Origin of the sequence: Pelomonas dachongensis (assembly GCF_043555865.1) — a bacterium.
Classification (GTDB): domain Bacteria; phylum Pseudomonadota; class Gammaproteobacteria; order Burkholderiales; family Burkholderiaceae_C; genus Pelomonas; species Pelomonas dachongensis.
Genome location: NZ_JBIGHY010000009.1, coordinates 46,404 through 66,547 on the forward strand (window position 1 = coordinate 46,404; position 20,144 = coordinate 66,547).

A 20,144-nucleotide genomic window follows, 5' to 3' on the forward strand; every position below is an offset into this window, starting at 1 on the left:
CCAAAACGCTCTCCTTGCGATGCGGGCGACAGCGTAGCGCGTCGCACCGACCCGCCAGGCGGCGGCTCGCACCAGCAGCGTGCGTCGGCACGCACCCGTGCGGGGCCAGTGCAAGCGAAAGCACTGGCATGCGACTTGCGCCAGCCCGCGGATGACGACAAGCCAGAAGGGGGCGCCGATGCAAGCCCCTGCCCTCCCGGCCGGCACGCCGCGATGCGATCCCGATACCGCCATCCAGGCCGACCTGGAGCGCGCTGCCGGCTTCGGCCAGTGGTGGTACGACCCGATGACCGGGCAGAGCCTGCTGTCCGCGATGGCCCGCGAGTACCTGGAGATGCCCGGCGAATCGGCCGACGGACTGCAGGGCTGCTTCGGCCACGTGTTCGAGGACGACCTGCCCGAGCTGATCTGCCTGTGGACCGGCGCGCTGGGCCAGCGCCCGCTGGACATCCGCGTCATTGGCCTGGCGCACGGCCTGCGCTGGCTGCGCGTAACGCCATTGCCGCCCGACCCCGCCCGGCCCCGCTGGCGCCACGGTCTGCTGCAGGACATCACCGACCTCACGCACGCCGCCGTGCGCGAGCGGCTGGGCTACGCGCTGACCGAGTTCCTCGTCGGCACGCACACGCTGGAAGACGCCATCATCAACGTCATCCAGCTGATCTGCCGCAACCTCGGCTGGGAGTGGGGCGCGTACTGGCGCATGGAGGGCGGCGAGGCCGACGGCGAGCTGCACTGCCGGCATTTCTGGCACCCACCGGACCGTGACCTGGAGCAGTTCAGCGCCGTCAGCGCCGCGCTGGGCATGGCGCCCGGAGATGGCCTGGTGGGGCGCGTCTGGGCCAGCGGCAACGCCGAATGGGTGGAGGACATGTCCGCCGACCGCCGCTTCCTGCGCCGGCGCAGCGCCAACATGTGCGGGCTTTGGTCGGGCTATGTGTTCCCGGTCACCTACGTGTCGGACGATGGCGAGCGCCACCGCCCCGGCGTGCTGGAGTTCTACAGCAGCCTGTCGCGCCAGCCCGACGCGCAGCTGCCCAAGGTGTCGGCCACCATCGGCGCGCTGATCGCGCAGACGGCCCAGCGGCTGGAGACCGAGACCGTCATCCGCCGCCTGGCCCAGGTGGACGAGATGACCGAGCTGGACAACCGCGGCTACTTCTACAACCAGCTCAACCGCCACTGCGCGCTGCAGCAGCGCCAGGACGGGCGCTTCGCGCTGATCTTCATCGACCTGGATCGCTTCAAGCCCATCAACGACGCCTTTGGCCACGAGGCCGGCAACGCGGTGCTGCAGGAGTTCGCGCGCCGCCTGCGCGCGGTGGCCCCGGCGCCGGCGCGCGTTGGCCGGCTGGGTGGCGACGAGTTCGCGGTGCTGGTGCCCGACAGCAGCGGCGAGCGCCTGGCCGCGCTGGTCGACGCCATCCTGGCCGCCGCCAGCCGCCCGTTCGCCTATGCCGACGTGGCGGTCAGCATGTCGGCCAGCATCGGCGTGGCGCGCTTCCCCGAGAACGGCCTCAGCGGCCCCGAACTGCTGCGCAGCGCCGACGCGGCCATGTACCGCGTCAAGCAGAACGGACGCAACGGCAGCAACGTCTTCTCCACCAGCAGCCCCGACACGCTGGCCGAGCAGCGCGACCGGCTGGCGCGGCGCATGACGATGGAGGCCGAGCTGCGCGACGCGCTGCAGACCGGCCAGCTCAGCCTGGTCTACCAGCCCATCGTCGACATCGTCGCCGGCCAGCTGCACGGCGTGGAAGCGCTGATCCGCTGGCACAAGCCCGGCGGCGAGAGCGTGCCGCCCGACGTCTTCATCCCGATCGCCGAGCAGAGCGACCTCATCATCCACATCGGCCGCTGGGTGCTGGGCCAGACGCTGCACGACCTCTCGTCGCTGCAGGGCGGGCCGCTGGAGGGGCTCAAGGTGCACGTCAACATGGCCGCCTCGGAGTTCACCAGCAACGCGCTGCCCGAGATGCTGCGCGCCATGTCCATGCGGCTCGGCGTGCCGGCGCCGCAGGTGGTGCTGGAGCTGACCGAGGGCATGCTGATGAGCCAGCCCGAGCAGGTCATGCGCGTCATGCACCGGCTGCGCGAGATCGGCTTCGAGATCTCGCTGGACGACTTCGGCATGGGCCATTCGTCGCTGGCGATGCTGAAAAGCCTGCCCATCAGCTCGCTAAAGATCGACCGCAGCTTCGTGCGCGACCTGGCCAGCGGCGAACGCGACCGCGCCATCGCGCAGACCATCATGGACCTGGGCCAGCACCTGCAGCTGGAGGTCATCGCCGAGGGCATCGAGGACGAGGCCCAGCTGGCCGTGCTGCAGGCCTGCGGCTGCCGCCTGGGCCAGGGCTACCTGCTGGGCCGACCGCTGCCGCTGGACGACCTGCTGCACGCCTTCCCCAGCCGCCGGCATCGGCCAGGGTGACCCTCTACAGTGCAGGCATGCCTGCGCCTGCCGAGTCCATCCTGCCCTGCCCCTGCGGCCACCGCGCCGCCTACGCCAGCTGCTGCGGCGCGCTGCACCAGGCCTTCGCGGCCGGCCAAAGGCTCACCGCCGCTACGCCCGAGGCGCTGATGCGATCGCGCTATGCCGCCTACGTGCGAGACCTGCGCCCCTACCTGCTCGCCAGTTGGCACGCCAGCACCCGCCCCGCCGCGCTGGAGCCGCCCGAGCCCGGCCTGCAGTGGCTGGGGCTGGACGTGAAGCGCACCGCGCTGCAGGACGCCGACCACGGCAGCGTCGAGTTCGTCGCACGCAGCAAGCTGGGCGGGCGCGCGCACCGGCTGCACGAGGTCAGCCGATTCGTGCGCGAAGACGGCGAGTGGTTCTACATCGATGGAGACCTTCATGACTGAGCACCGGAGGACCCGCCGTGCCCTCGCCCTCTTGCTGGCTCCGCTGCTAGCCGCGACCACCGCAGCTGCCAGCGTGACGATCAAGCTCATGTCCGTGACGACCTGCCTCTCCTTCGAGGCCGACGACGGCGCCGTGCTCGACGCCGTCGGCGAAGGCGCGTGGCGTCGGTTTGCGGAGATCACGGCGCAGACGCAGGCAAGGCCCGACAGCGTCATCATTGCCATGCCGCTACGATGGAGCGAATCGCTACAGCGGGACCACTACGGCCAAGCCGTAGTCGAGGCGCAGCAGCGCTGGAACGAACGCGGTCGTCGCGTGACCCACGTGCTGCTGCGCAGCCACGCCGACTGGGCAGGCGCGCCGCTCAGCTTGCGGATGAACGAGCAGCCGAGCTACGCAGGTCGGATCTGCGGCGCACGCGTGTCGGTGCTGTTTCCCTTGAGTGAAGTGCCTCGTCTGTACCCTGACGCGACGACTGGCAGCTGCATGGTGACGTGCGACCACATCGCCTGCGAGAGACGCTGAGCAGGCATGCCGCTGATCGTCCTGCATCTCGACGACCACCTCGTCGCCATCGACAAGCCGCCCGGCCTGCTGGTGCACCGCACGCAACTGGCGGCGCAGGAAGACGCGGCGGCGTTGCAGCTGCTGCGCGACCAGTTGGACCGGCCCGTGTGGCCCGTGCACCGGCTGGACCGTGGCACGTCCGGCGTACTGCTGTTTGCGCTGTCGGCCGAGGTCGCATCGCTGCTGGGTGCGCTGTTCGAGCAGGGCCGCATGGACAAACGCTACCTGGCGCTCGTGCGCGGCTGGCCCCTCAACGACGCTGGCGTCGTCGACCACCCGCTGGCCCGCGACCCCGAGCAGCCGTCCGCCGGGCAGACGATGCTGGAAGCGCAGACGCGCTGGCGCGTGCTGCAGCGCGCGGAATGGCCGATCGCCACCGATGCGCGCTTTGCCACCACGCGCGTCGCGCTGCTGGAGGCCGAGCCTTTGCAAGGCCGGCGGCACCAGATCCGCCGCCACTTGAAGCACATCGCCCATCCCATCCTGGGCGACGCCACGCACGGCAAGGGGCCGCTGAACCGCGCCGTCGCCGCCCACCTGGGCCTCCAGCGCCTGTGGCTGCACGCGCGCGAGCTGGTGCTGGACCATCCCGTCACCGGTGCGCCCTTGCGGCTGCAGGCGCCGCCCGCCGACGGCTGGCCTTGCAGCTGAACTCAGCGGCGCGCCGCCGGCAGCCAGCGGTTGCGGATGCGCCGCAGCTCTCCTTGCGCATCCAGACGCAGGATGGCCTCGTTGAACAAGATCACATCGGACTCGTCGAAGCGCTGCCGGCTGAGCTTGTACGCGACCACGTCGCGGCGCACAGGCAGCGTCAGCTCGGTGACCGCCACGCCCGCGGCGCGGGCTGCGAACATCACGGCCAGACGGTCGCCGATCAGCACGTCGCCGCGGTCCAGCCGCAGCTGCTGCATGCCCTTGGCGTAGTCTTCGAACGCCGTCAGCCGCCCGGCCGCGGCGAAGCGGTCCACGATGGGTATGACGCTCGGGCCGCGATGCGCCAGCAGCCGCAGGCCCCCGTCCAGCACGTCCTCCAGCGTCTTAATGCCCGGCCGCAAGGGCGCGTCGGCGCGCGCGAAGGCACTGAACTCCTCGTCGCGGTAGGGCCGCGTGTACACGACCTGTTCAGGCGTGCCTGGACCGTCGTAGGACGCCGCCACCAGCAGGTCCAGATCGCCCGCGGCCAGCATGGGCAGGCGGCGGTTGCGTGGCAAGTCGGGCACGTACTCGACGCTGCAGTCCAGCTCCCGGGCAATGGCCGCCAGCAGCTCGACCTCCAGCCCGGTGCGGCGCCCGTCGGCGTCAGCGAACGCGTAGGGGCGCCAATCCTCCAGTGGCACGCGCCAGGGCCGCGCACAGGGCGCCGCCAGCAGCGGCGGCGCAATGAACAACAGGGCGATCAACAGGCGTCTGTACATCGGGCCAGGCAAGAATAGCCCGCGGGCCGGCGCCGCGCGGCACGGGTTTACCGGCGCGCCGGCATGGCCTCGCCTCGTGTCTGGAAAACGCTGACTTCGTCCGCCAGCCGCTTCGCCTGGTCGCGCAGGCTCTCGGCCGCGGCGGCCGACTGCTCGACCAGCGCCGCGTTCTGCTGCGTGACCTGGTCCAGCTGTCCGACCGACTGGTTGACCCGCACGATGCCTTCGCTCTGCTCCGACGCCGATCGCGCGATGCTGCACGCGCAAGAACCCCGGCTCCGTCAGGCAGTACACGCCCACGCCGCCGGCCTGCAGGCGGTCGAAGGCGACGTGGTGCACGGCAATGACCAGCGCACCGGTGACGATGGGCGCCCAGTGCCGGTAGGTCAGCAGGAAGGCCAGCGTGACGAACACGCCGAAGTGGAACTCGAGCATGCCGCGCGCCAGCTGGATGCGCAACGCCACCATCCCCATCGCGGCCACCGCCATCGTGTGGGCCGACAGCGCCGTGCCGCCCGCCGACAGGTGCACCGCCACCGCGACGCCGACAATCAACAGCCCCCCGCCCAGCGCCAGCGCCGTGCCGCCGAAGTAGCCCGCCAGCGCGATCAGCAGATGCAGCGAGAGGGCCATCAGCATCAGCCGGTCCGAATCGCGCCACGAGCCTGCCGGGCACTCTCGCGTGCCGGGCCAATGCGCACGTCACTTCGCGCGTCACCCCCCTTGGACGTGAGATCAACTGGCATGTCATGCCTCCTCGTTCGCGGTCGATGGCCCATGCTAGCCCGGCCGGGTTTAGCTAGCCTATGGCCTGCGACACCGGCCCAGCGAACCCGACATGCCCATCTCCACCGACGCCTTCCGCGTGCCCGCCGGCAGCGCCCGGCTGGCCTTGAGCCGCTGGGCCACCCACGTCGCGCCGCTGTACCGCGACAAGGACGACTACCAGGACCACCTGGCCGCACAGGTCGAGCGACTCAGCGAGTTGCAGAACCTGCTGTACGCGCACAACCGCTACGCGCTGCTGCTGGTGTTCCAGGCCCTGGACGCGGCGGGCAAGGACGGCGTCATTAAGCACGTGATGTCGGGCGTGAACCCGCAGGGCTGCCAGGTGTTCAGCTTCAAGCACCCCAGCGCGCAGGAGCTGGAGCACGACTTCCTGTGGCGCACCACGCAATGCCTGCCCGAGCGCGGACGCATCGGCATCTTCAACCGCTCGTACTACGAGGAGGTGCTGATCGTGCGGGTGCACCCCGAGATCCTGGCGGCGCAGAACCTGCCGAAGGAGAGCGCCCGGCCGCCGCGGCTCTGGCAGCAGCGCTTCGAGTCCATCAACACGCTGGAGCAGCACCTGCACCGCAGCGGCACGCGCGTTCTGAAGTTCTTCCTGCACCTGTCCAAGGAGGAGCAGCGCCAGCGCTTCCTGGCGCGGCTGGACGACCCGGCCAAGAACTGGAAGTTCTCGCGCAACGACCTCAACGAGCGCGAGCATTGGGCCGGCTACATGCGCGCCTACGGCGACGCACTGGCCGCCACCAGCAGCGCCGAAGCGCCCTGGTACGTGGTGCCAGCCGACGACAAGCGCAACGCGCGCCTCATCGTGGCCCAGGTCGTCACCGACGCGCTGGCCGAGTTGAAGATGAGTTACCCCGCCCCGGCGTGGGACGCCGCCGAACTGCGCAAGTTCCGCGCGAAGCTGAAGCCCTAACCGAACTTCACCGCATAGATGGGAGGCAGGTGGGACGACACGGCCTGCCAGCTGTCGCCGGCATCGCCGCTGGCCCACAAACTGCCCGTGGTGGAGCCCATCACCAGCTGCTCGCCGCTGTCGTCCACGGCCAGGCCGTGGCGGTAGATGAGGTCGTAGCAGTGCCGCTGCGGCAGGCCGGTGCGCAACGCCTCGAAGGTCTTGCCGCCGTCGCGCGTGCGGGTCACGCACAGCGCGGCATCCACGGGGATGCGCCGCTCGTCCTTCACGCCCGGCGCGAACCACGCGGTGGCGCCATCCCGCGGATGGGCCGCCACCGCAAAGCCGAAGCTGGAGGGCTGCGCCTTCAGCTCGGCCCAGTTGGCGCCGTTGTCGCTGCTGCGGAAGATGCCGTTGTGATGCTGGCACCACAGCACGTCGGGCTCGTCGCGGCAGCGGGCGATCAGGTGCGGGTCCTGCGTGTTCTCGTCGCCGGCCTGGTCGGGCGGCATGAAGTCGGCGCGCATGCCTTTGGCGCTCAGGGCCCAGGTCTTGCCACCGTCGGTAGTGCGCCACGCGCCGCCGCAGGAGATGCCCAGCAGCAGTTCGTCCGGCCGGTCGGGCCGCGGGCAGACAGAATGCAGCGCCGGCGACTCGCTGCCGCCGCCAAACCAGCCCAGCCGCAGCGGCTCGTGCCACAGCGCCTCGTTGAGCTGCCAGCTCGCGCCGCCGTCAGTGCTGCTGAAAAGGCCGCCCGGCAGCGTGCCGGCCCAGATCAGGTCGCCCGCCCGCTCCAGCGCCCAGATGTTCACCAGCTTCCACTCGGGCCCCTGCGATCCTGGAGGCTGCGGCGGGTAGGTCGGCACGCCGACCTCGCGCCACGTCTTGCCGGCATCGTCGGACGCCTGCAGCTTGGTGCCGAAGTGGCCGAGGTTCAGCGCAGCCAGCATGCGTCCGCACGCATCCGGCGGCAACAGCATGCTGACCGGGTCGGCCAGGAAGCTGACGTTCTCGATCTGCCAGAAACCAGCGCGGCGGCGCAGTTCAAAGAGGCCTTTGCGTGTTGCGGCCCAGGCACGGTCTTGCGTCATGGATCAACCTCCGGATAAGGCTTGCAGCACATGGACCCGGCTGTCGGGTCCGAGCGGGTCGGTCAGGCCGCGCAGGTCGCGCGCACGCCGGCCGTCGATGAAGACGACCACGTTGGGGCGCAGGTGCCCCTGATCGTCGAGGATGTAGCCGCGCAACCGCGCGTTCACCGCGAACGCGGCATCCAGACCGTCCCGCAGCACGACGGCCGGCGTGTCGACGACGGGCGTGTCGACGAAACGATGCAGCTGAGGGGTGAACTCGATGACGGCCATGAGTTGACGACGAACGGGACCGGCCCGATTCGACGGCGATGCCCCCGTGACAGCACCCGGGATTACCAGGGTCGAGAATGCCACCGATGAACTCCGGCATCCTCTTCGCCCTCGGCGCCTATCTGAGCTGGGGGCTGTTCCCGCTGTATTTTCGGCAGATCGCCGCCATCCCGTCGCTGCAGATCGTGGCCCACCGCACGCTGTGGTCGCTGGTGTTCGTGGCCGGCGTGCTGCTGGTGACGGGGCACCTGAAGTGGCTGCGCGACGTCAGTGCCGCCACCTGGCGGCGCTTCGCGGCGTCGGCGCTGCTGATCGCGATCAACTGGCTGACCTACGTTTGGGCGGTCGGCCACGGCCACGTCATCGACGCCAGCCTGGGTTACTTCATCAACCCGCTGGTCAACGTGGCGCTGGGCTTTGCGCTGCTGGGGGAGCGCCCGCGGCCCGTGCAGTGGTTTGCCGTGGGCCTGGCGGCGTTCGGCGTGCTTTGGCTGACGGTGGCCGGCGGGCGCCTGCCCTGGGTGGCGCTGGTGCTGGCGGTCAGCTTCGGCTTCTACGGGCTCATGCGCAAGACGGCGGCACTGGGCGCGCTGGAAGGCCTGTCGCTGGAGACGCTGATCCTCGCGCCGCTGGCGCTGGCGGGTTTTGCGTACTGGGGCTGGGACGGCCAGCTGGCCGGGCAGACGGCCGTCGACTGGGCCTGGTTGATCGGCACCGGCCCCGTGACGGCGGGGGCGCTGCTGCTGTTCGCGGCCGGCGCGCGCCGGCTGCCGCTGGCAACGCTGGGCATCGTGCAGTACGTGTCACCGTCGCTGCAGTTTCTGCTGGGCGTGTTCCTGTTCAGGGAGCCGATGGACGCGACCCGGCTGGTCGCGTTTGGCTTCATCTGGGCAGCGCTGGCGGTGTACAGCGCCGAAGGTCTGTGGCGGGCCCGCCGCCAGAACCGACGCCTGGTTACAGCAGATCAGGCCGCGCAGGTGTAAACCTCCACACGCAGCGCTACGTTATTGCCTGACCCGACACAAGCGAGTCGCCATGAACACCCTTGCCCGCACGCTGATCGCCACCACCCTGATCGCCACGACCGCACTGGCCAGCGCCGGGCCGCGCTACGGCCATCATCAACGCCACTACCACCACCATCACCACCGGGGTTCCGGCCTGGGTGCGCTGGCCGTGGGCCTGGCGGTGACGGTGCCGTTGATCGCGCTGGCGCATCACGCCGAGCGCGCACCCGAGGTGATCTACGTGCCGCCAGCGCCCCTGCCGCCGCCCGCACCGGTGTACGCCCCGAGCCACCCTGCGCCGGTCATCTACCCGCGGCAGGGGCAGGACAACGTTCAGGTCGAACAGGACAGCCGCACCTGCAACCGCTGGGCCACCACGCAGCCCGCGGCGATGGCCGATGCGTCGGTGTTCCACCGCGCCGTGGAAGCTTGCATGGACGGGCGCGGGTACACGCTGCGCTGAATCCCGCAAGGCCCGGGCTCGCACCTGGGCCCTGGAATCTCAACTCCGCATCAGATGGTCGAAGGCGCCGAGGGCGGCCTTCGCGCCGTCGCCGGCCGCGATGATGATCTGCTTGAACGGCACGGTCGTGACGTCGCCGGCGGCGAACACGCCGGGCACCGAGGTGGCCCCTTTGGCGTCCACGATGATCTCGCCGTGCTTGCTCAGCTCCAGCGTGCCACGCAGCCACTCGGTGTTGGGCACCAGGCCGATCTGCACGAAGCAGCCATCGACTTCCACGCGCTTGGCTTCACCCGACACGCGGTCGGTGTAGTTCAGCCCGTCGAGCTTGCCGTTCGTGCCGGTGAACTCGGTGGTCTGCGCGTTGGTGATGATGGTGACGTTGGGCAGGCTGCGGGCCTTGTTGACCAGCACCGCGTCCGCGCGCAGCTCGGCACCGAACTCGATCAGCGTCACGTGCTTGACGATGCCGGCGAGGTCGATGGCGGCTTCGACGCCCGAGTTGCCACCGCCGATGACTGCGACCGGCTTGCCCTTGAACAGGGGGCCGTCGCAGTGCGGGCAGTAGGCCACGCCCTTGTTCTTGTACTCGGCCTCGCCGGGCACACCGACGTTGCGCCAGCGCGCACCAGTGGACAGGATGACGGTCTTGCCCTTGAGCCTGGCGCCGTTGGCCAGTTCGACCTCGACCAAGCCGCCCGGCTGCGCGGCGGGAATCAGCTTCTCGGCGCGCTGCAGGTTGTGGATGTCGACCTTGTAGTCCTTCACGTGGCCCTCCAGCGCCGCGGCGAACTTGGGGCCGTCGGTGACGGAAACGGAGATGTAGTTCTCGATGCCCAGCGTGTCGTTGACCTGGCCGCCGAAGCGCTCGGCGGCGACGCCGGTGCGGATGCCCTTGCGGGCGGCGTAGACGGCCGCGGCTGCGCCGGCGGGGCCACCGCCGACGATGAGCATGTCGTATGGCGCTTCGGCATCCAGCTTCTTGGCGTCACGAGCGGCCGAGCCGGTGTCGAGCTTGGCAATGATCTCCTCCAGGCTCACGCGGCCGGAGATGAAGTGCTCGCCGTTCAGGTAGACGCTGGGCACCGCCATGACGTCACGTGCCTCAACCTCGGCCTGGTACAGGCCGCCGTCGATGATGGTGGTGCGCACGCGCGGGTTGACGACCGACATCAGCGACAGCGCCTGCACCACGTCCGGGCAGTTGTGGCAGGTCAGGCTCATGTAGATCTCGAACTCGTACTCGCCGTCCAGCGCCTTGGCCGCGTCGATGTGCGCCTGCTCGACCTTGGGTGGGTGGCCGCCGGTCCACAGCAGCGCCAGGACCAGCGACGTGAACTCGTGGCCCAGCGGAATGGCGGCGAAGCGCAGCGACTGCTCGGTGCCCGTGCGGCGCAGCAAGAAGGACGGCGTGCGCGTGTCGACACCGTCGGTGCGCAGCGTGATCTTGTCGCTCATGCCGGAGATTTCTTCCAGCAGCTGGCGCATCTCGTCGCTGGCCGAGGACTTGTCCAGCGACGCGATGATCTCGAACGGGAGCTTGACGTGGTCCAGGTAGCCCTGGAGCTGGGTCTTCAGTGCGGCGTCCAACATTGTGGTGTCCTTTCAGTGAGGCGTGGCGAGACAGGCCACTGCTGAAAGGGTCCCCGGCGCTGGAGGCCCTTTCAGCAGAACCGGTGCGGCTCTGCGGAAGGAAGGAGCCCTCCGGGGCTCCTTGCGAACAGCATTTAGATCTTGCCGACCAGGTCCAGCGAGGGGGCGATGGTGGCGGCGCCTTCCTTCCACTTGGCCGGGCAGACCTGGCCGGGGTGGGCGGCCGTGTACTGGGCGGCCTTCAGCTTGCGCAGCGTTTCGGACACGTCACGGGCGATTTCGTTAGAGTGGATCTCAGCGGTCTTGATGACGCCATCCGGGTTGATGACGAAGGTGCCGCGCAGTGCCAGGCCTTCTTCGGGGATGTGCACGCCGAAGGCGTTGGTCAGCGTGTGGGTCGGGTCGCCCACCAGCGGGAACTTGGCCTTGCCGACAGCCGGCGAGGTCTCGTGCCACACCTTGTGCGAGAAGTGCGTGTCGGTCGTGACGATGTAGACCTCGGCGCCCATCTTCTGGAACTCGGCGTAGCTGTCAGCCGCGTCTTCGACTTCGGTCGGGCAGTTGAAAGTGAACGCGGCTGGCATGAAGATCAGCACGGACCACTTGCCCTTCAGCGTCTCGTCGCTGACGGTAATGAACTTTCCGTTGTGGAAAGCTTCGGTCTTGAAGGGCTGGACTTGGGTGTTGATGATGGACATCGATCGCTCCGTGGGGCTGGGTGGATGGGATAGAAATAACTATATCGGACTGACGTTTTCAGTTGAAAACTTTAATCAAATCGGTCCTATTGGCTTTGCCTATCGGGCAACCGCCCTGAAGGCTCGGCAGGCCGAAAAGCGTAAGCCATCTGCGAGCCGGTCGCCACCATTCCCACAACGCGCGTGATCCCGAGGTCAGAGCTCCAGCGCCAGCAGCTCCTCGATCGTCTGCCGGCGGCGGATCAGCCTGCTCGCTTCACCGTCCACCAGCACCTCGGCGGCCAGCGGCCGGCTGTTGTAGTTGCTGGACATGGACGCGCCATAGGCGCCCGCATCGTGGATGACCAGCAGGTCGCCAACCGTTGCCGGCGGCAGCTCGCGCGTCAGCACCTCGCCGCCGGGACCTTGCGTGAACACGTCGCCCGACTCGCACAGCGGGCCGGCCACCACGGTGGGCTGAACCGCGCCGCCGGCACCGATCAGGCTCATGCCATGGAAGGCGCCGTACATGGCCGGGCGCATCAGCTCGTTGAAGCCGGCGTCGACCAGCACGAAACGGTTCGCGCCGGCGTTCTTCACAGCCCGCACCTCGGCCAGCAGCACGGCGCTTTCGGCAACGAGGTAGCGGCCGGGCTCCAGCTCCAGCGTCAGCGCATGGCCCACCACCGCCTCTGCTTCGCGGCGGGAAGCGTCCCAGAGGCCGAAGTAGTGGTCCACATCGATGCCGGCGTCGCCGTCGCGGTAGGGAATCGACAGGCCGCCACCGGCGGAGATCGCGTGCAGGTCGTGGCCGGCCGCGACGGTCTGCTTCACCAGACCCACCATGGCCTGGCCGACTTGCGCCAGATGGGCGTAGTCCACGCCGGAACCGATGTGCATGTGCAGCCCCACCAGCTTCAGGCCGTGCTGGCGGACGGCGGCCAGGGCGGCGGGCAGGTCGGTGTGCCAGATGCCGTGCTTGCTGTGCTCGCCGCCGGTGTTGGTCTTGTGGCTGTGGCCGTGGCCGAAACCGGGGTTGATGCGCAGCCAGACGGCATGCCCCGCCGACGCTTCACCCAGCTGGTGGAGCATGTCGATGGAACCGGCGTTGACCGGGATGCGGTGCTCCACGACGGTGGACAGCGTCGCGTGGTCCAGCAGGTCGGCGGTGAAGACGATTTCCTCGCTGCCAGCCTGATAGCCGGCCGCCAGCGCACGCAGCACCTCGCCGCGCGAGACCGAGTCCACGTTGACACCGGCCTCGCGCAGCAGCTTCAACACATGGATGTTGGAGCAGGCCTTCTGCGCGAAGCGCACGATGTCGAAGCGCTTCAGCGACGCAGCGCGGGCGCGGATGGTGGCGGCGTCATAGACCCACAGCGGCGTGCCGTGTTCGGCGGCCAGGGCTTGCAGGCGGGCGGGCGTGAAGGGGGTGGGCAGGGGCTTGGTCATGGTTGGCAGCATGCCCCTCGTCATCCATTCAATCAAATTGAAATTTGTCGAGAGACAATTCAGTCCTGATATGGATATCCAGCACCGCCACATCGAGGTCTTCCGCGCCGTCATGACGGCCGGCAGCGTCACCGGCGCTGCCGCGCTGCTGCACACGTCGCAGCCGACGCTGAGCCGCGACCTGGCCCGGCTGGAGCAGTTGCTGGGCTACGCGCTGTTCGAGCGCGAGCGCGGCCGGCTGAAGGCCACCGCCCGGGCACGCGCGCTGTTCGACGAGGTGGAGCGCAGCTTCCAGGGCTTGGCCCGCGTCATCGAGCGCGCGCAGGCGCTGGGACGGGACGAGGACGCGGAGCTGAGCGTGCTGAGCCTGCCCGCCCTGAGCCACGCGCTGCTACCGGCGGCGTTGGCGACGCTGCTCGGCGAGCACCCGGGCGCGCGCATCGACATCACGCCGGCCGAGCCGCCACTGCTGGACGCATGGATGAGCGAGCAGCGCTTCGATCTGGGCCTGGCCGAGCAGGCCACGCCGCTGCCGGGCGTGCGCGTGGAGCCGCTGCTGGAGGCCGACGAGGTGGCCGTGTTGCCCGCGGGGCACCCGCTGGCGGCGCATGCGCGGCTGGCGCTGGCTGACTTCAACGGTCAGGACTTCATCAGCCTCGCCACGGACGACCCCTACCGGCGCGAGATCGACGCCCGTTTCGCGGCGGCGGGCGTGGCCCGCCGGCTGCGCGTGCAGACGCACAGCGCGGTGGCCGTCTGCGAGCTGGTACGCGCCGGCCTCGGGCTGGCCATCGTCAATCCGCTGACGGCACACGCCTGCGCCAACGAGGGACTGGTGGTGCGACCGCTGGCCGTCTCCATCCCCTACCGCGTCAGTGCGTTGATCCCGCTGCACCGCCCGGCGCAGCCGTTGGTTGCGGCGCTGGTCAGCGCGCTGCGCTGTGCACGACCACAGGCTTGGCGCCAAAGCGCTTGACGATGCTGGCCTCGATACCGGCAGCGTCGAGCCCGCACAGCGACATCAGCTTGACCGGGTCGCCGTGCTCGACGAACTCGTCCGGCAGGCCCAGTTGCAACACCGGAATGCTCAGGCCGGCCGCGTTCAGCGCCTCGGTCACCGCGCTGCCTGCACCACCCATGAGGCAGCCGTCCTCGACGGTGACCAACGCGTCGTGCGTACGTGCCAATTCGCCCACCAGGTCAGCGTCCAGCGGCTTCACGAAGCGCATGTTGGCGACCGTCGCATCCAGGCGCTCGGCGGCTTCCAGTGCCGCGTAGAGCAGCGTCCCGAAGGCCAGGATGGCGATGCGTTGGCCCTGGCGTCGCACCTCGCCCTTGCCCCAGGGCTGCGCCGTCATGGCCTTCACCGGCACGACGCCGGCACCGGCGCCACGCGGGTAGCGCACGGTCACCGGGCCGTCGTGCATGAAGCCCGTGTACAGCGCCTGGCGGCACTCGTCCTCGTCGGCCGGCGTCAGCACGGCCATGTTCGGGACGCAGCGCGTGTAGGCGACGTCGTAGTTGCCGGCATGCGTGGCGCCGTCGGCGCCCACCAGGCCGGCGCGGTCCAGCGCGAACAGCACGGGCAGGTTCTGGATGGCCACGTCGTGGACCATCTGGTCGTAGGCGCGCTGAAGGAATGTCGAATAGATGGCCACGACAGGCTTGAGCCCCTCGCACGCCAGGCCGGCCGCGAAGGTGACCGAATGCTGCTCGGCGATGCCGACGTCGTGGTACCGCTGTGGGAAGCGCTTGTGGAACTCCACCATGCCCGAGCCCTCGCGCATGGCCGGCGTGATGCCCACCAGCCGCGGGTCGGCCTCGGCCATGTCGCACAGCCAGTCACCGAACACCTGCGTGAAGGTGGTCTTGCCCGGCGTGGCCGGCTTGACGAAGCCCACGGCCGGATCGAACTTGCCGGAGGCCGCGTGGTACTTGACCGGGTCGGCCTCGGCCAGCTTGTAGCCGGCACCCTTCTTCGTGACGATGTGCAGGAACTGCGGACCCTTCTTGTCGCGCAGGTTCTCCAGCGTCGGCACCAGCGAGTCCAGGTCGTGGCCGTCGATGGGGCCGACGTAGTTGAAGCCGAACTCCTCAAAGATCGTGCCCGGCACGACCATGCCCTTGGTGTGCTCCTCGAACTTGCGCGCGAACTCGTACAGCGGCGTGTTCTTCAACACGCTCTTGGCGCCCTCGCGCGCAGCCGTGTAGAAGCTGCCGCTCATCAGCCGCGCCAGGTACTTGTTCAGTGCGCCCACCGGCGGGCTGATCGACATGTCGTTGTCGTTCAGGATGACCAGCACGTCGCCCAGCAGTCCGCCGTGAGCCACGCCGGCGTTGTTCAGCGCCTCGAAGGCCATGCCGGCCGTCATCGAGCCGTCGCCGATGATGGCCACTGCCTTGCGTTCCTCGCCCTTGATCTTGGCCGCCATGGCCATGCCGTGCGCCGCCGAAATGCTGGTGGACGAATGCCCGGTGCCGAAGGTGTCGTACTCGCTCTCGTCGCGGCGCGGGAAGCCGCTGATGCCGCCCAGCTGGCGCAGGGAATCCATGCGGTCGCGGCGGCCGGTCAGCACCTTGTGCGGGTAGGTCTGGTGGCCCACGTCCCACACCAGCCGGTCGTCCGGCGTGTTGAAGACATAGTGCAGCGCCACCGTCAGCTCGACCGTGCCCAGGTTGGAGCCCAGGTGGCCGCCGGTTCTGGAAACGCTCTCCAGCACGTAGGCGCGCAGTTCGTCGGCGACGGCCTGAAGCTCAGTGCGCGGCAGGCGGCGCAGGTCGGCCGGGCTGGCAATGCTTTTCAGCAGCGTGTAGTCCATGCGAAACCTTTCAGCTGTCGCGCTCGACGACGGAGTCGGCCAGCAAGCTCAGGTGGCTGACATCGGCCAGCCCAGTGGCGGCCAATGCGGCCTTGGCCTCGGCACGCAGCTTCTGCGCCAACGTGCGCGCTGCCTGCAGGCCCAGCACGCTGACGTAGGTCGGCTTGTTGGCGTCCTGGTCCTTGCCGGCGGTCTTGCCCAACACATGGGACTCCTGTGTCACGTCCAGGATGTCGTCGACCACCTGGAAGGCCAGGCCCAGCGCGGCGCCGTAGTCGGACAGGGACTGCGTCGCCTGCGGCGATGCCGGTCCGCAGGCCGCCCCCATCATGACGCTGGCCTGCAGCAGCACGCCGGTCTTGCGGCGGTGCATGTCGCGCAGCGTGCATTCGTCCAACGGCTTGCCGATGCTGGCCAGGTCGATGGCCTGGCCACCGGCCATGCCGTCGTAGCCGGACGAGCGGGCGAGCAGCGCACACAGCCGCGCCTGCAGCGCGGGCGCGATGCCCACGTCCGGCGTCAGCACGTCGAAGGCCAGCGCCTGCATCGCGTCGCCGGCCAGCATGGCCTGGGCCTCGCCGAAGGCGACATGCGTGGTCGGCTTGCCGCGCCTCAGCACGTCGTTGTCCATGCACGGCATGTCGTCGTGCACGAGGGAATAGGCGTGGATCAGCTCGACCGCACAGGCCGCGCGCATCGCGGCGAAGCTGTCGCCGTTGACCGCCGCACAGCTGGCCAGCACCAGCAGCGGGCGCAGCCGCTTGCCGCCGCCCAGCACCGCGTAGCGCATCGCATCGCCGAGACCGGCCGGCGCTCGCGCCGGCACGAGTTCGTCCAGCGCCGCCTCGACGGCGCCGAGGGACGAATCCACCCAGTGACCAAAGTCCTTTGCATCCATGATTTCAGGAGCCCTCCCAGGCCTTCAATTCACCACTGTCCAACAGCTTGACCTGCTGCTCGACCGCCTGCAAGCGGCCACGGCACAGGGTCAGCAGTTCGGCCCCACGCTTGTAGCTCTGCAACAGTTGATCCAGCGGCAGTTGCTGGCCCTCCATGGCCGCCACCAGGCGCTCCAGCTCCTCGAGCGCCTGCTCGTAGCTGAGATCACTGCCGTCTGTTGCGGCGGCCTTGGGGCGGGAGGAGGACTTGGTTGACATTTCAGAACACGAAACGGCGATTGTAGTCAGCGGGCTCCGGCAATCCTGTGCCACGACGTGACAGCCATCAACAGAGTTGACTGGCCTGGGTAGAATCCCCAACCTTTCCTGCGGGCGCGCGCACGCGCGCCCTCCATCCCCCAACCACCTAGCAACCTGGCCGACTCGGCATTCCCGAGATGCGCCGGAGGGACGCAGCACCCCTACTCCGCCTGAAAGACCCCCCTGGATCATGTCCGACCTGAGCCTTCCCGTCTCGGCGCTCCAACGCAGCCGGACCCAGCTCCCGGTGAGCGCCTACTTCGACCCCGATCTGTTCCAGCGTGAACAGGCCAGCATCTTCCAGCGAGGGCCCCGCTACGTCGGCCATGCACTGGCCGTGCCGGAAGTCGGCGACCACTATGCGCTGCCGCAGGAGGGTGAAGGGCGGGCTTTGGTCAGGTCGTCCCAGGGAATCGAGCTGATCTCCAACGTCTGCCGGCACCGCCAAGCGGTCATGTTGCGCGGACGCGGAAACACCCGGGCCAACATCGTCTGCCCCCTGCACCGCTGGACGTATTCGCATCAGGGCGAGCTGATCGGTGCGCCGCATTTCGACCACGATCCCTGCCTGAACCTGAACCGCTATTCGTTGCGTGAATGGAACGGTCTGCTGTTCGAGGACAACGGTCATGACGTCGCCGCGGAGCTCGCGAAGCTGGGCCCGGCCGCCCAGCTGGACTTCTCGGGATACGTGCTCGACAAGGTCCAGGTCCACGAGTGCAACTACAACTGGAAGACCTTCATCGAGGTTTATCTGGAGGACTATCACGTCGGCCCCTTCCACCCGGGCCTCGGCGGCTTCGTCAGCTGCGACGACCTCGCCTGGGAATTCGGCAAGCACCACTCCGTGCAGACGGTGGGCGTGCACAAGGAACTGGAGCGCCCCGGCTCGCCGGTCTACCAGCGCTGGCACGACCAGCTGCTGAAGTTCCGCGAGGGCCGCCCGCCCGAGGCCGGCGCGATTTGGCTGACCTACTACCCGCACATCATGGTGGAGTGGTACCCGCACGTGCTGGTCGTGTCGACGCTGCACCCGGTGTCGCCGCAGAAGACTGTCAATCTCGTCGAGTTCTACTACCCCGAGGAGATCGCCGCTTTCGAGCGCGACTTCGTCGAGGCGCACCAGGCCGCCTACATGGAGACCTGCGTGGAGGACGACGAGATCGCCGAACGCATGGACGCCGGCCGCAAGGCGCTGATGATGCGCGGCGACAACGAGGTGGGGCCTTACCAGAGCCCCATGGAGGACGGCATGCAGCACTTCCATGAGTGGTTCCGGAACCAGATGGGCATGACGGCCTGATGCCCGCCCCGCTGCTCATGGTGCTGGCGACGCTGCTCTTCGCCACCATGGGCGTGTGCGTGAAGCTCGCCAGCGAGTTCTACGTGGCCAGCGAGATCGTCATGTACCGCGGCCTGGTCGGCATGGTCATGATGGCCATGCTGTGCCGCCAGCAGCACCTGAGCCTCGCGACGCGCGTGCCCGGCATGCACCTATGGCGCAGCATCTCCGGCGTCACGTCGCTGTGCCTGTGGTTCTACGCCATCGGCAAGCTGCCGCTGGCCACGGCGATGACGCTGAATTACATGTCCTCTGTGTGGATGGCGCTGTTCCTGCTGGGGGGCGCCGTGTTGATGGGCGCACAGAAGCTCGATTGGCGGCTGATGGCCTCGGTCCTGCTGGGCTTCGTCGGCGTCGCGCTGATCCTGCGGCCCACGGTGGACGAGCAGCAGCTGTGGCACGGCTTGGCCGGCCTGGTGTCCGGCATGCTCGCCGCGATGGCCTACCTGCAGGTGACGGCGCTGGGCCGCGCCGGAGAGCCGGAGCTGCGCGTCGTCTTCTACTTCTCGATGGGCGGCGCCATTGCCGGCGCTCTCATCACCGCCATCACCGAGGGCGGCCTGCAGACGCACACGCTGTGGGGCGCCGCGCTGCTGCTGGCCGTGGGCCTGCTGGCCACGTCCGCGCAGGTCTGCCTGACGCGCGCCTATGCCATCGGCAAGCCGCTGGTGAACGCATGCCTGCAGTACCTGGGCATCGTATTCTCCTTCATGTACGGCATGCTGCTGTTCAAGGATCCGCTGACCTGGCTGGCCGGCATCGGCATGCTGCTCATCATCGGCGCCGGCCTCGCCGCCACGCTGTTGCGCAACAAGGTCGCGCCGCCCCCCAAGGACAGCCAGTTCAACCCGGCCGAGTCATGACCTACACGACGCTGATCCCCCCTGCCCAGCTGCGCACGCTGGACGACCCACTTATCCTGGATTGCAGCTTCGATCTGGCCGACACCGGAGCGGGCGAACGCGCCTACGCCGCCGGCCACATCCCGGGGGCCCATTACCTGCACCTGGACCGCGATCTGTCCGGCACCAAGACCGGCACGAACGGCCGCCACCCACTGCCCGAGCGCGACGCGTTTGCCACGCGGATGCGACAGCTGGGGCTGCGGGCCGGCCGGCAGGTCGTTTGCTACGACACGCAGGGCGGCCCCTACGCCGCGCGCTGCTGGTGGATGCTGCGCTGGCTGGGGCATCCGCAGGTCGCGGTGCTGGACGGCGCCTGGGACGACGAGCTCACCACCGACGTGGCGACCACCGTGCCGACGGACTGGCAGCCCGCCGCGGCACTCGTGGCGCAGATCGAAGCCGCCACGCTGCTGAAGCAACTGGGCCGGGTGCGCCTCATCGATGCGCGCGCGCCCGAGCGCTTTCGCGGCGACGTGGAGCCGCTGGACCGGTTGCCTGGCCACATCCCCGGCGCCAGCAACCGCCTGTTCAAGAACAACCTCGCCGCGGACGGCCGCTTCAAGTCCGCAGACGAACTGCGCGCGGAGTTCCAGGTATTGCTCGCGCCGCACGGCGCCGACACCGTCGTGCACCAGTGCGGCTCCGGCGTCACGGCCTGCCACAACCTGCTGGCCATGGCGCATGCCGGCCTGGGCGACGGCGCGCTCTACGTGGGCTCGTGGAGCGAGTGGTCCGCAGATCCCGCTCGCCCTGCCGCAACGGGTTGATCTCTGACAAGCGCCGGCCCCGCT

At 69.0% G+C, this 20,144-nt stretch carries 21 protein-coding genes and 1 pseudogene; 12 read left to right on the forward strand and 10 right to left on the reverse strand.

Annotated elements, in window-relative coordinates:
• The first annotated feature begins 178 nt into the window (after window positions 1-178).
• The 4 genes from ACG02S_RS21075 (at window position 179) to ACG02S_RS21090 (ending at window position 4,081) form a co-directional block, all read left to right on the forward strand.
• Window positions 179-2,431: a putative bifunctional diguanylate cyclase/phosphodiesterase gene (locus tag ACG02S_RS21075; protein WP_394472456.1), complete on the forward strand. Its 2,253-nt coding sequence runs from the start codon at window positions 179-181 to the stop codon at window positions 2,429-2,431.
• A 17-nt stretch (window positions 2,432-2,448) separates the two neighbouring features.
• On the forward strand, window positions 2,449-2,862 hold the full coding sequence (locus ACG02S_RS21080; RefSeq protein WP_394472457.1) for a YchJ family protein: 414 nt from the start codon (window positions 2,449-2,451) through the stop codon (window positions 2,860-2,862).
• 73 nt (window positions 2,863-2,935) lie between these two features.
• A complete protein-coding gene (locus ACG02S_RS21085) occupies window positions 2,936-3,388 on the forward strand; it encodes a hypothetical protein (protein ID WP_394472458.1) in 453 nt (150 codons plus the stop codon).
• A 6-nt stretch (window positions 3,389-3,394) separates the two neighbouring features.
• Window positions 3,395-4,081 carry a pseudouridine synthase gene (locus ACG02S_RS21090; protein WP_394472459.1) on the forward strand — a complete coding sequence of 229 codons (687 nt, stop codon included), beginning with the start codon at window positions 3,395-3,397 and terminating at the stop codon, window positions 4,079-4,081.
• Between the two features lie 2 nt (window positions 4,082-4,083).
• Here the strand turns inward: ACG02S_RS21090 and ACG02S_RS21095 are convergent, their stop codons facing one another.
• The gene (locus tag ACG02S_RS21095) at window positions 4,084-4,845 is read right to left on the reverse strand and encodes a substrate-binding periplasmic protein (RefSeq protein WP_394472595.1); all 762 of its coding nucleotides are present in this window, start codon (window positions 4,843-4,845) and stop codon (window positions 4,084-4,086) included.
• 47 nt (window positions 4,846-4,892) lie between these two features.
• Window positions 4,893-5,099, reverse strand: a pseudogene (locus ACG02S_RS21100) (methyl-accepting chemotaxis protein); the annotation flags it as partial.
• Between the two features lie 584 nt (window positions 5,100-5,683).
• Between ACG02S_RS21100 and ACG02S_RS21105 the strand changes: the two are divergent.
• A complete protein-coding gene (locus ACG02S_RS21105) occupies window positions 5,684-6,553 on the forward strand; it encodes an ADP-polyphosphate phosphotransferase (protein WP_394472460.1) in 870 nt (289 codons plus the stop codon).
• Here the strand turns inward: ACG02S_RS21105 and ACG02S_RS21110 are convergent.
• Window positions 6,550-7,623, reverse strand: a complete 1,074-nt coding sequence (locus ACG02S_RS21110) for a WD40/YVTN/BNR-like repeat-containing protein (protein WP_394472461.1) — start codon at window positions 7,621-7,623, stop codon at window positions 6,550-6,552. The two genes, ACG02S_RS21105 and ACG02S_RS21110, sit on opposite strands and share 4 nt — an antisense overlap.
• Window positions 7,624-7,626: 3 nt before the next feature.
• Window positions 7,627-7,896, reverse strand: coding sequence for a MoaD/ThiS family protein (locus ACG02S_RS21115; protein ID WP_394472462.1), 270 nt, complete (start codon window positions 7,894-7,896; stop codon window positions 7,627-7,629).
• 86 nt (window positions 7,897-7,982) lie between these two features.
• Here ACG02S_RS21115 and rarD point away from each other — a divergent pair, with 86 nt between their 5' ends.
• Together rarD and ACG02S_RS21125 are read left to right on the forward strand one after the other, a co-directional pair.
• Window positions 7,983-8,879 carry an EamA family transporter RarD gene (rarD, locus tag ACG02S_RS21120; protein WP_394472463.1) on the forward strand — a complete coding sequence of 299 codons (897 nt, stop codon included), beginning with the start codon at window positions 7,983-7,985 and terminating at the stop codon, window positions 8,877-8,879.
• Window positions 8,880-8,931: 52 nt separating this feature from the next.
• A complete protein-coding gene (locus ACG02S_RS21125) occupies window positions 8,932-9,366 on the forward strand; it encodes a hypothetical protein (protein ID WP_394472464.1) in 435 nt (144 codons plus the stop codon).
• A gap of 39 nt (window positions 9,367-9,405) precedes the next feature.
• Here the strand turns inward: ACG02S_RS21125 and ahpF are convergent, their stop codons facing one another.
• Both ahpF and ahpC read right to left on the reverse strand, forming a co-directional pair.
• Window positions 9,406-10,959 carry an alkyl hydroperoxide reductase subunit F gene (gene ahpF, locus ACG02S_RS21130; RefSeq protein ID WP_394472465.1) on the reverse strand — a complete coding sequence of 518 codons (1,554 nt, stop codon included), beginning with the start codon at window positions 10,957-10,959 and terminating at the stop codon, window positions 9,406-9,408.
• Between the two features lie 134 nt (window positions 10,960-11,093).
• A complete protein-coding gene (gene ahpC, locus ACG02S_RS21135; RefSeq protein ID WP_394472466.1) occupies window positions 11,094-11,657 on the reverse strand; it encodes an alkyl hydroperoxide reductase subunit C in 564 nt (187 codons plus the stop codon).
• Between ahpC and ACG02S_RS21140 the strand changes: the two genes are divergently transcribed.
• Window positions 11,650-11,844 carry a hypothetical protein gene (locus ACG02S_RS21140; protein WP_394472467.1) on the forward strand — a complete coding sequence of 65 codons (195 nt, stop codon included), beginning with the start codon at window positions 11,650-11,652 and terminating at the stop codon, window positions 11,842-11,844. The two genes, ahpC and ACG02S_RS21140, sit on opposite strands and share 8 nt — an antisense overlap.
• Before the next feature lie 8 nt (window positions 11,845-11,852).
• Here the strand turns inward: ACG02S_RS21140 and lysA are convergent, their stop codons facing one another.
• Window positions 11,853-13,076, reverse strand: coding sequence for a diaminopimelate decarboxylase (gene lysA / locus ACG02S_RS21145; protein WP_394472596.1), 1,224 nt, complete (start codon window positions 13,074-13,076; stop codon window positions 11,853-11,855).
• 82 nt (window positions 13,077-13,158) lie between these two features.
• Here lysA and ACG02S_RS21150 point away from each other — a divergent pair, with 82 nt between their 5' ends.
• A complete protein-coding gene (locus tag ACG02S_RS21150; protein WP_394472468.1) occupies window positions 13,159-14,064 on the forward strand; it encodes a LysR family transcriptional regulator in 906 nt (301 codons plus the stop codon).
• Here ACG02S_RS21150 and dxs read toward each other — a convergent pair.
• From dxs to xseB, 3 genes are read right to left on the reverse strand one after another with little or no spacing between them, the layout of a single operon-like run.
• The gene (gene dxs / locus ACG02S_RS21155) at window positions 14,015-15,907 is read right to left on the reverse strand and encodes a 1-deoxy-D-xylulose-5-phosphate synthase (RefSeq protein WP_394472469.1); all 1,893 of its coding nucleotides are present in this window, start codon (window positions 15,905-15,907) and stop codon (window positions 14,015-14,017) included. The two genes, ACG02S_RS21150 and dxs, sit on opposite strands and share 50 nt — an antisense overlap.
• Before the next feature lie 10 nt (window positions 15,908-15,917).
• Window positions 15,918-16,805 (reverse strand): polyprenyl synthetase family protein, encoded by an 888-nt coding sequence (locus ACG02S_RS21160; protein ID WP_394472470.1) that lies wholly within the window; start codon window positions 16,803-16,805, stop codon window positions 15,918-15,920.
• A gap of 4 nt (window positions 16,806-16,809) precedes the next feature.
• Window positions 16,810-17,064 carry an exodeoxyribonuclease VII small subunit gene (gene xseB, locus ACG02S_RS21165; RefSeq protein WP_394472471.1) on the reverse strand — a complete coding sequence of 85 codons (255 nt, stop codon included), beginning with the start codon at window positions 17,062-17,064 and terminating at the stop codon, window positions 16,810-16,812.
• A gap of 232 nt (window positions 17,065-17,296) precedes the next feature.
• On the opposite strand from xseB, the gene ACG02S_RS21170 reads away from it, so the two are divergent.
• Genes ACG02S_RS21170 through ACG02S_RS21180 form a run of 3 tightly spaced genes read left to right on the forward strand, consistent with a single transcriptional unit; the run spans window position 17,297 to window position 20,120 of the window.
• Entirely contained in the window at window positions 17,297-18,409 is a 1,113-nt protein-coding gene (locus tag ACG02S_RS21170; protein ID WP_394472472.1) for an aromatic ring-hydroxylating oxygenase subunit alpha, read from the forward strand.
• Window positions 18,409-19,311 (forward strand): DMT family transporter, encoded by a 903-nt coding sequence (locus tag ACG02S_RS21175; RefSeq protein WP_394472473.1) that lies wholly within the window; start codon window positions 18,409-18,411, stop codon window positions 19,309-19,311. Before ACG02S_RS21170 ends, ACG02S_RS21175 begins: the two co-directional genes overlap by 1 nt.
• Entirely contained in the window at window positions 19,308-20,120 is an 813-nt protein-coding gene (locus tag ACG02S_RS21180; RefSeq protein ID WP_394472474.1) for a sulfurtransferase, read from the forward strand. The genes ACG02S_RS21175 and ACG02S_RS21180 overlap by 4 nt, the downstream gene beginning before the upstream one ends.
• The last annotated feature ends 24 nt before the right edge of the window (window positions 20,121-20,144 follow it).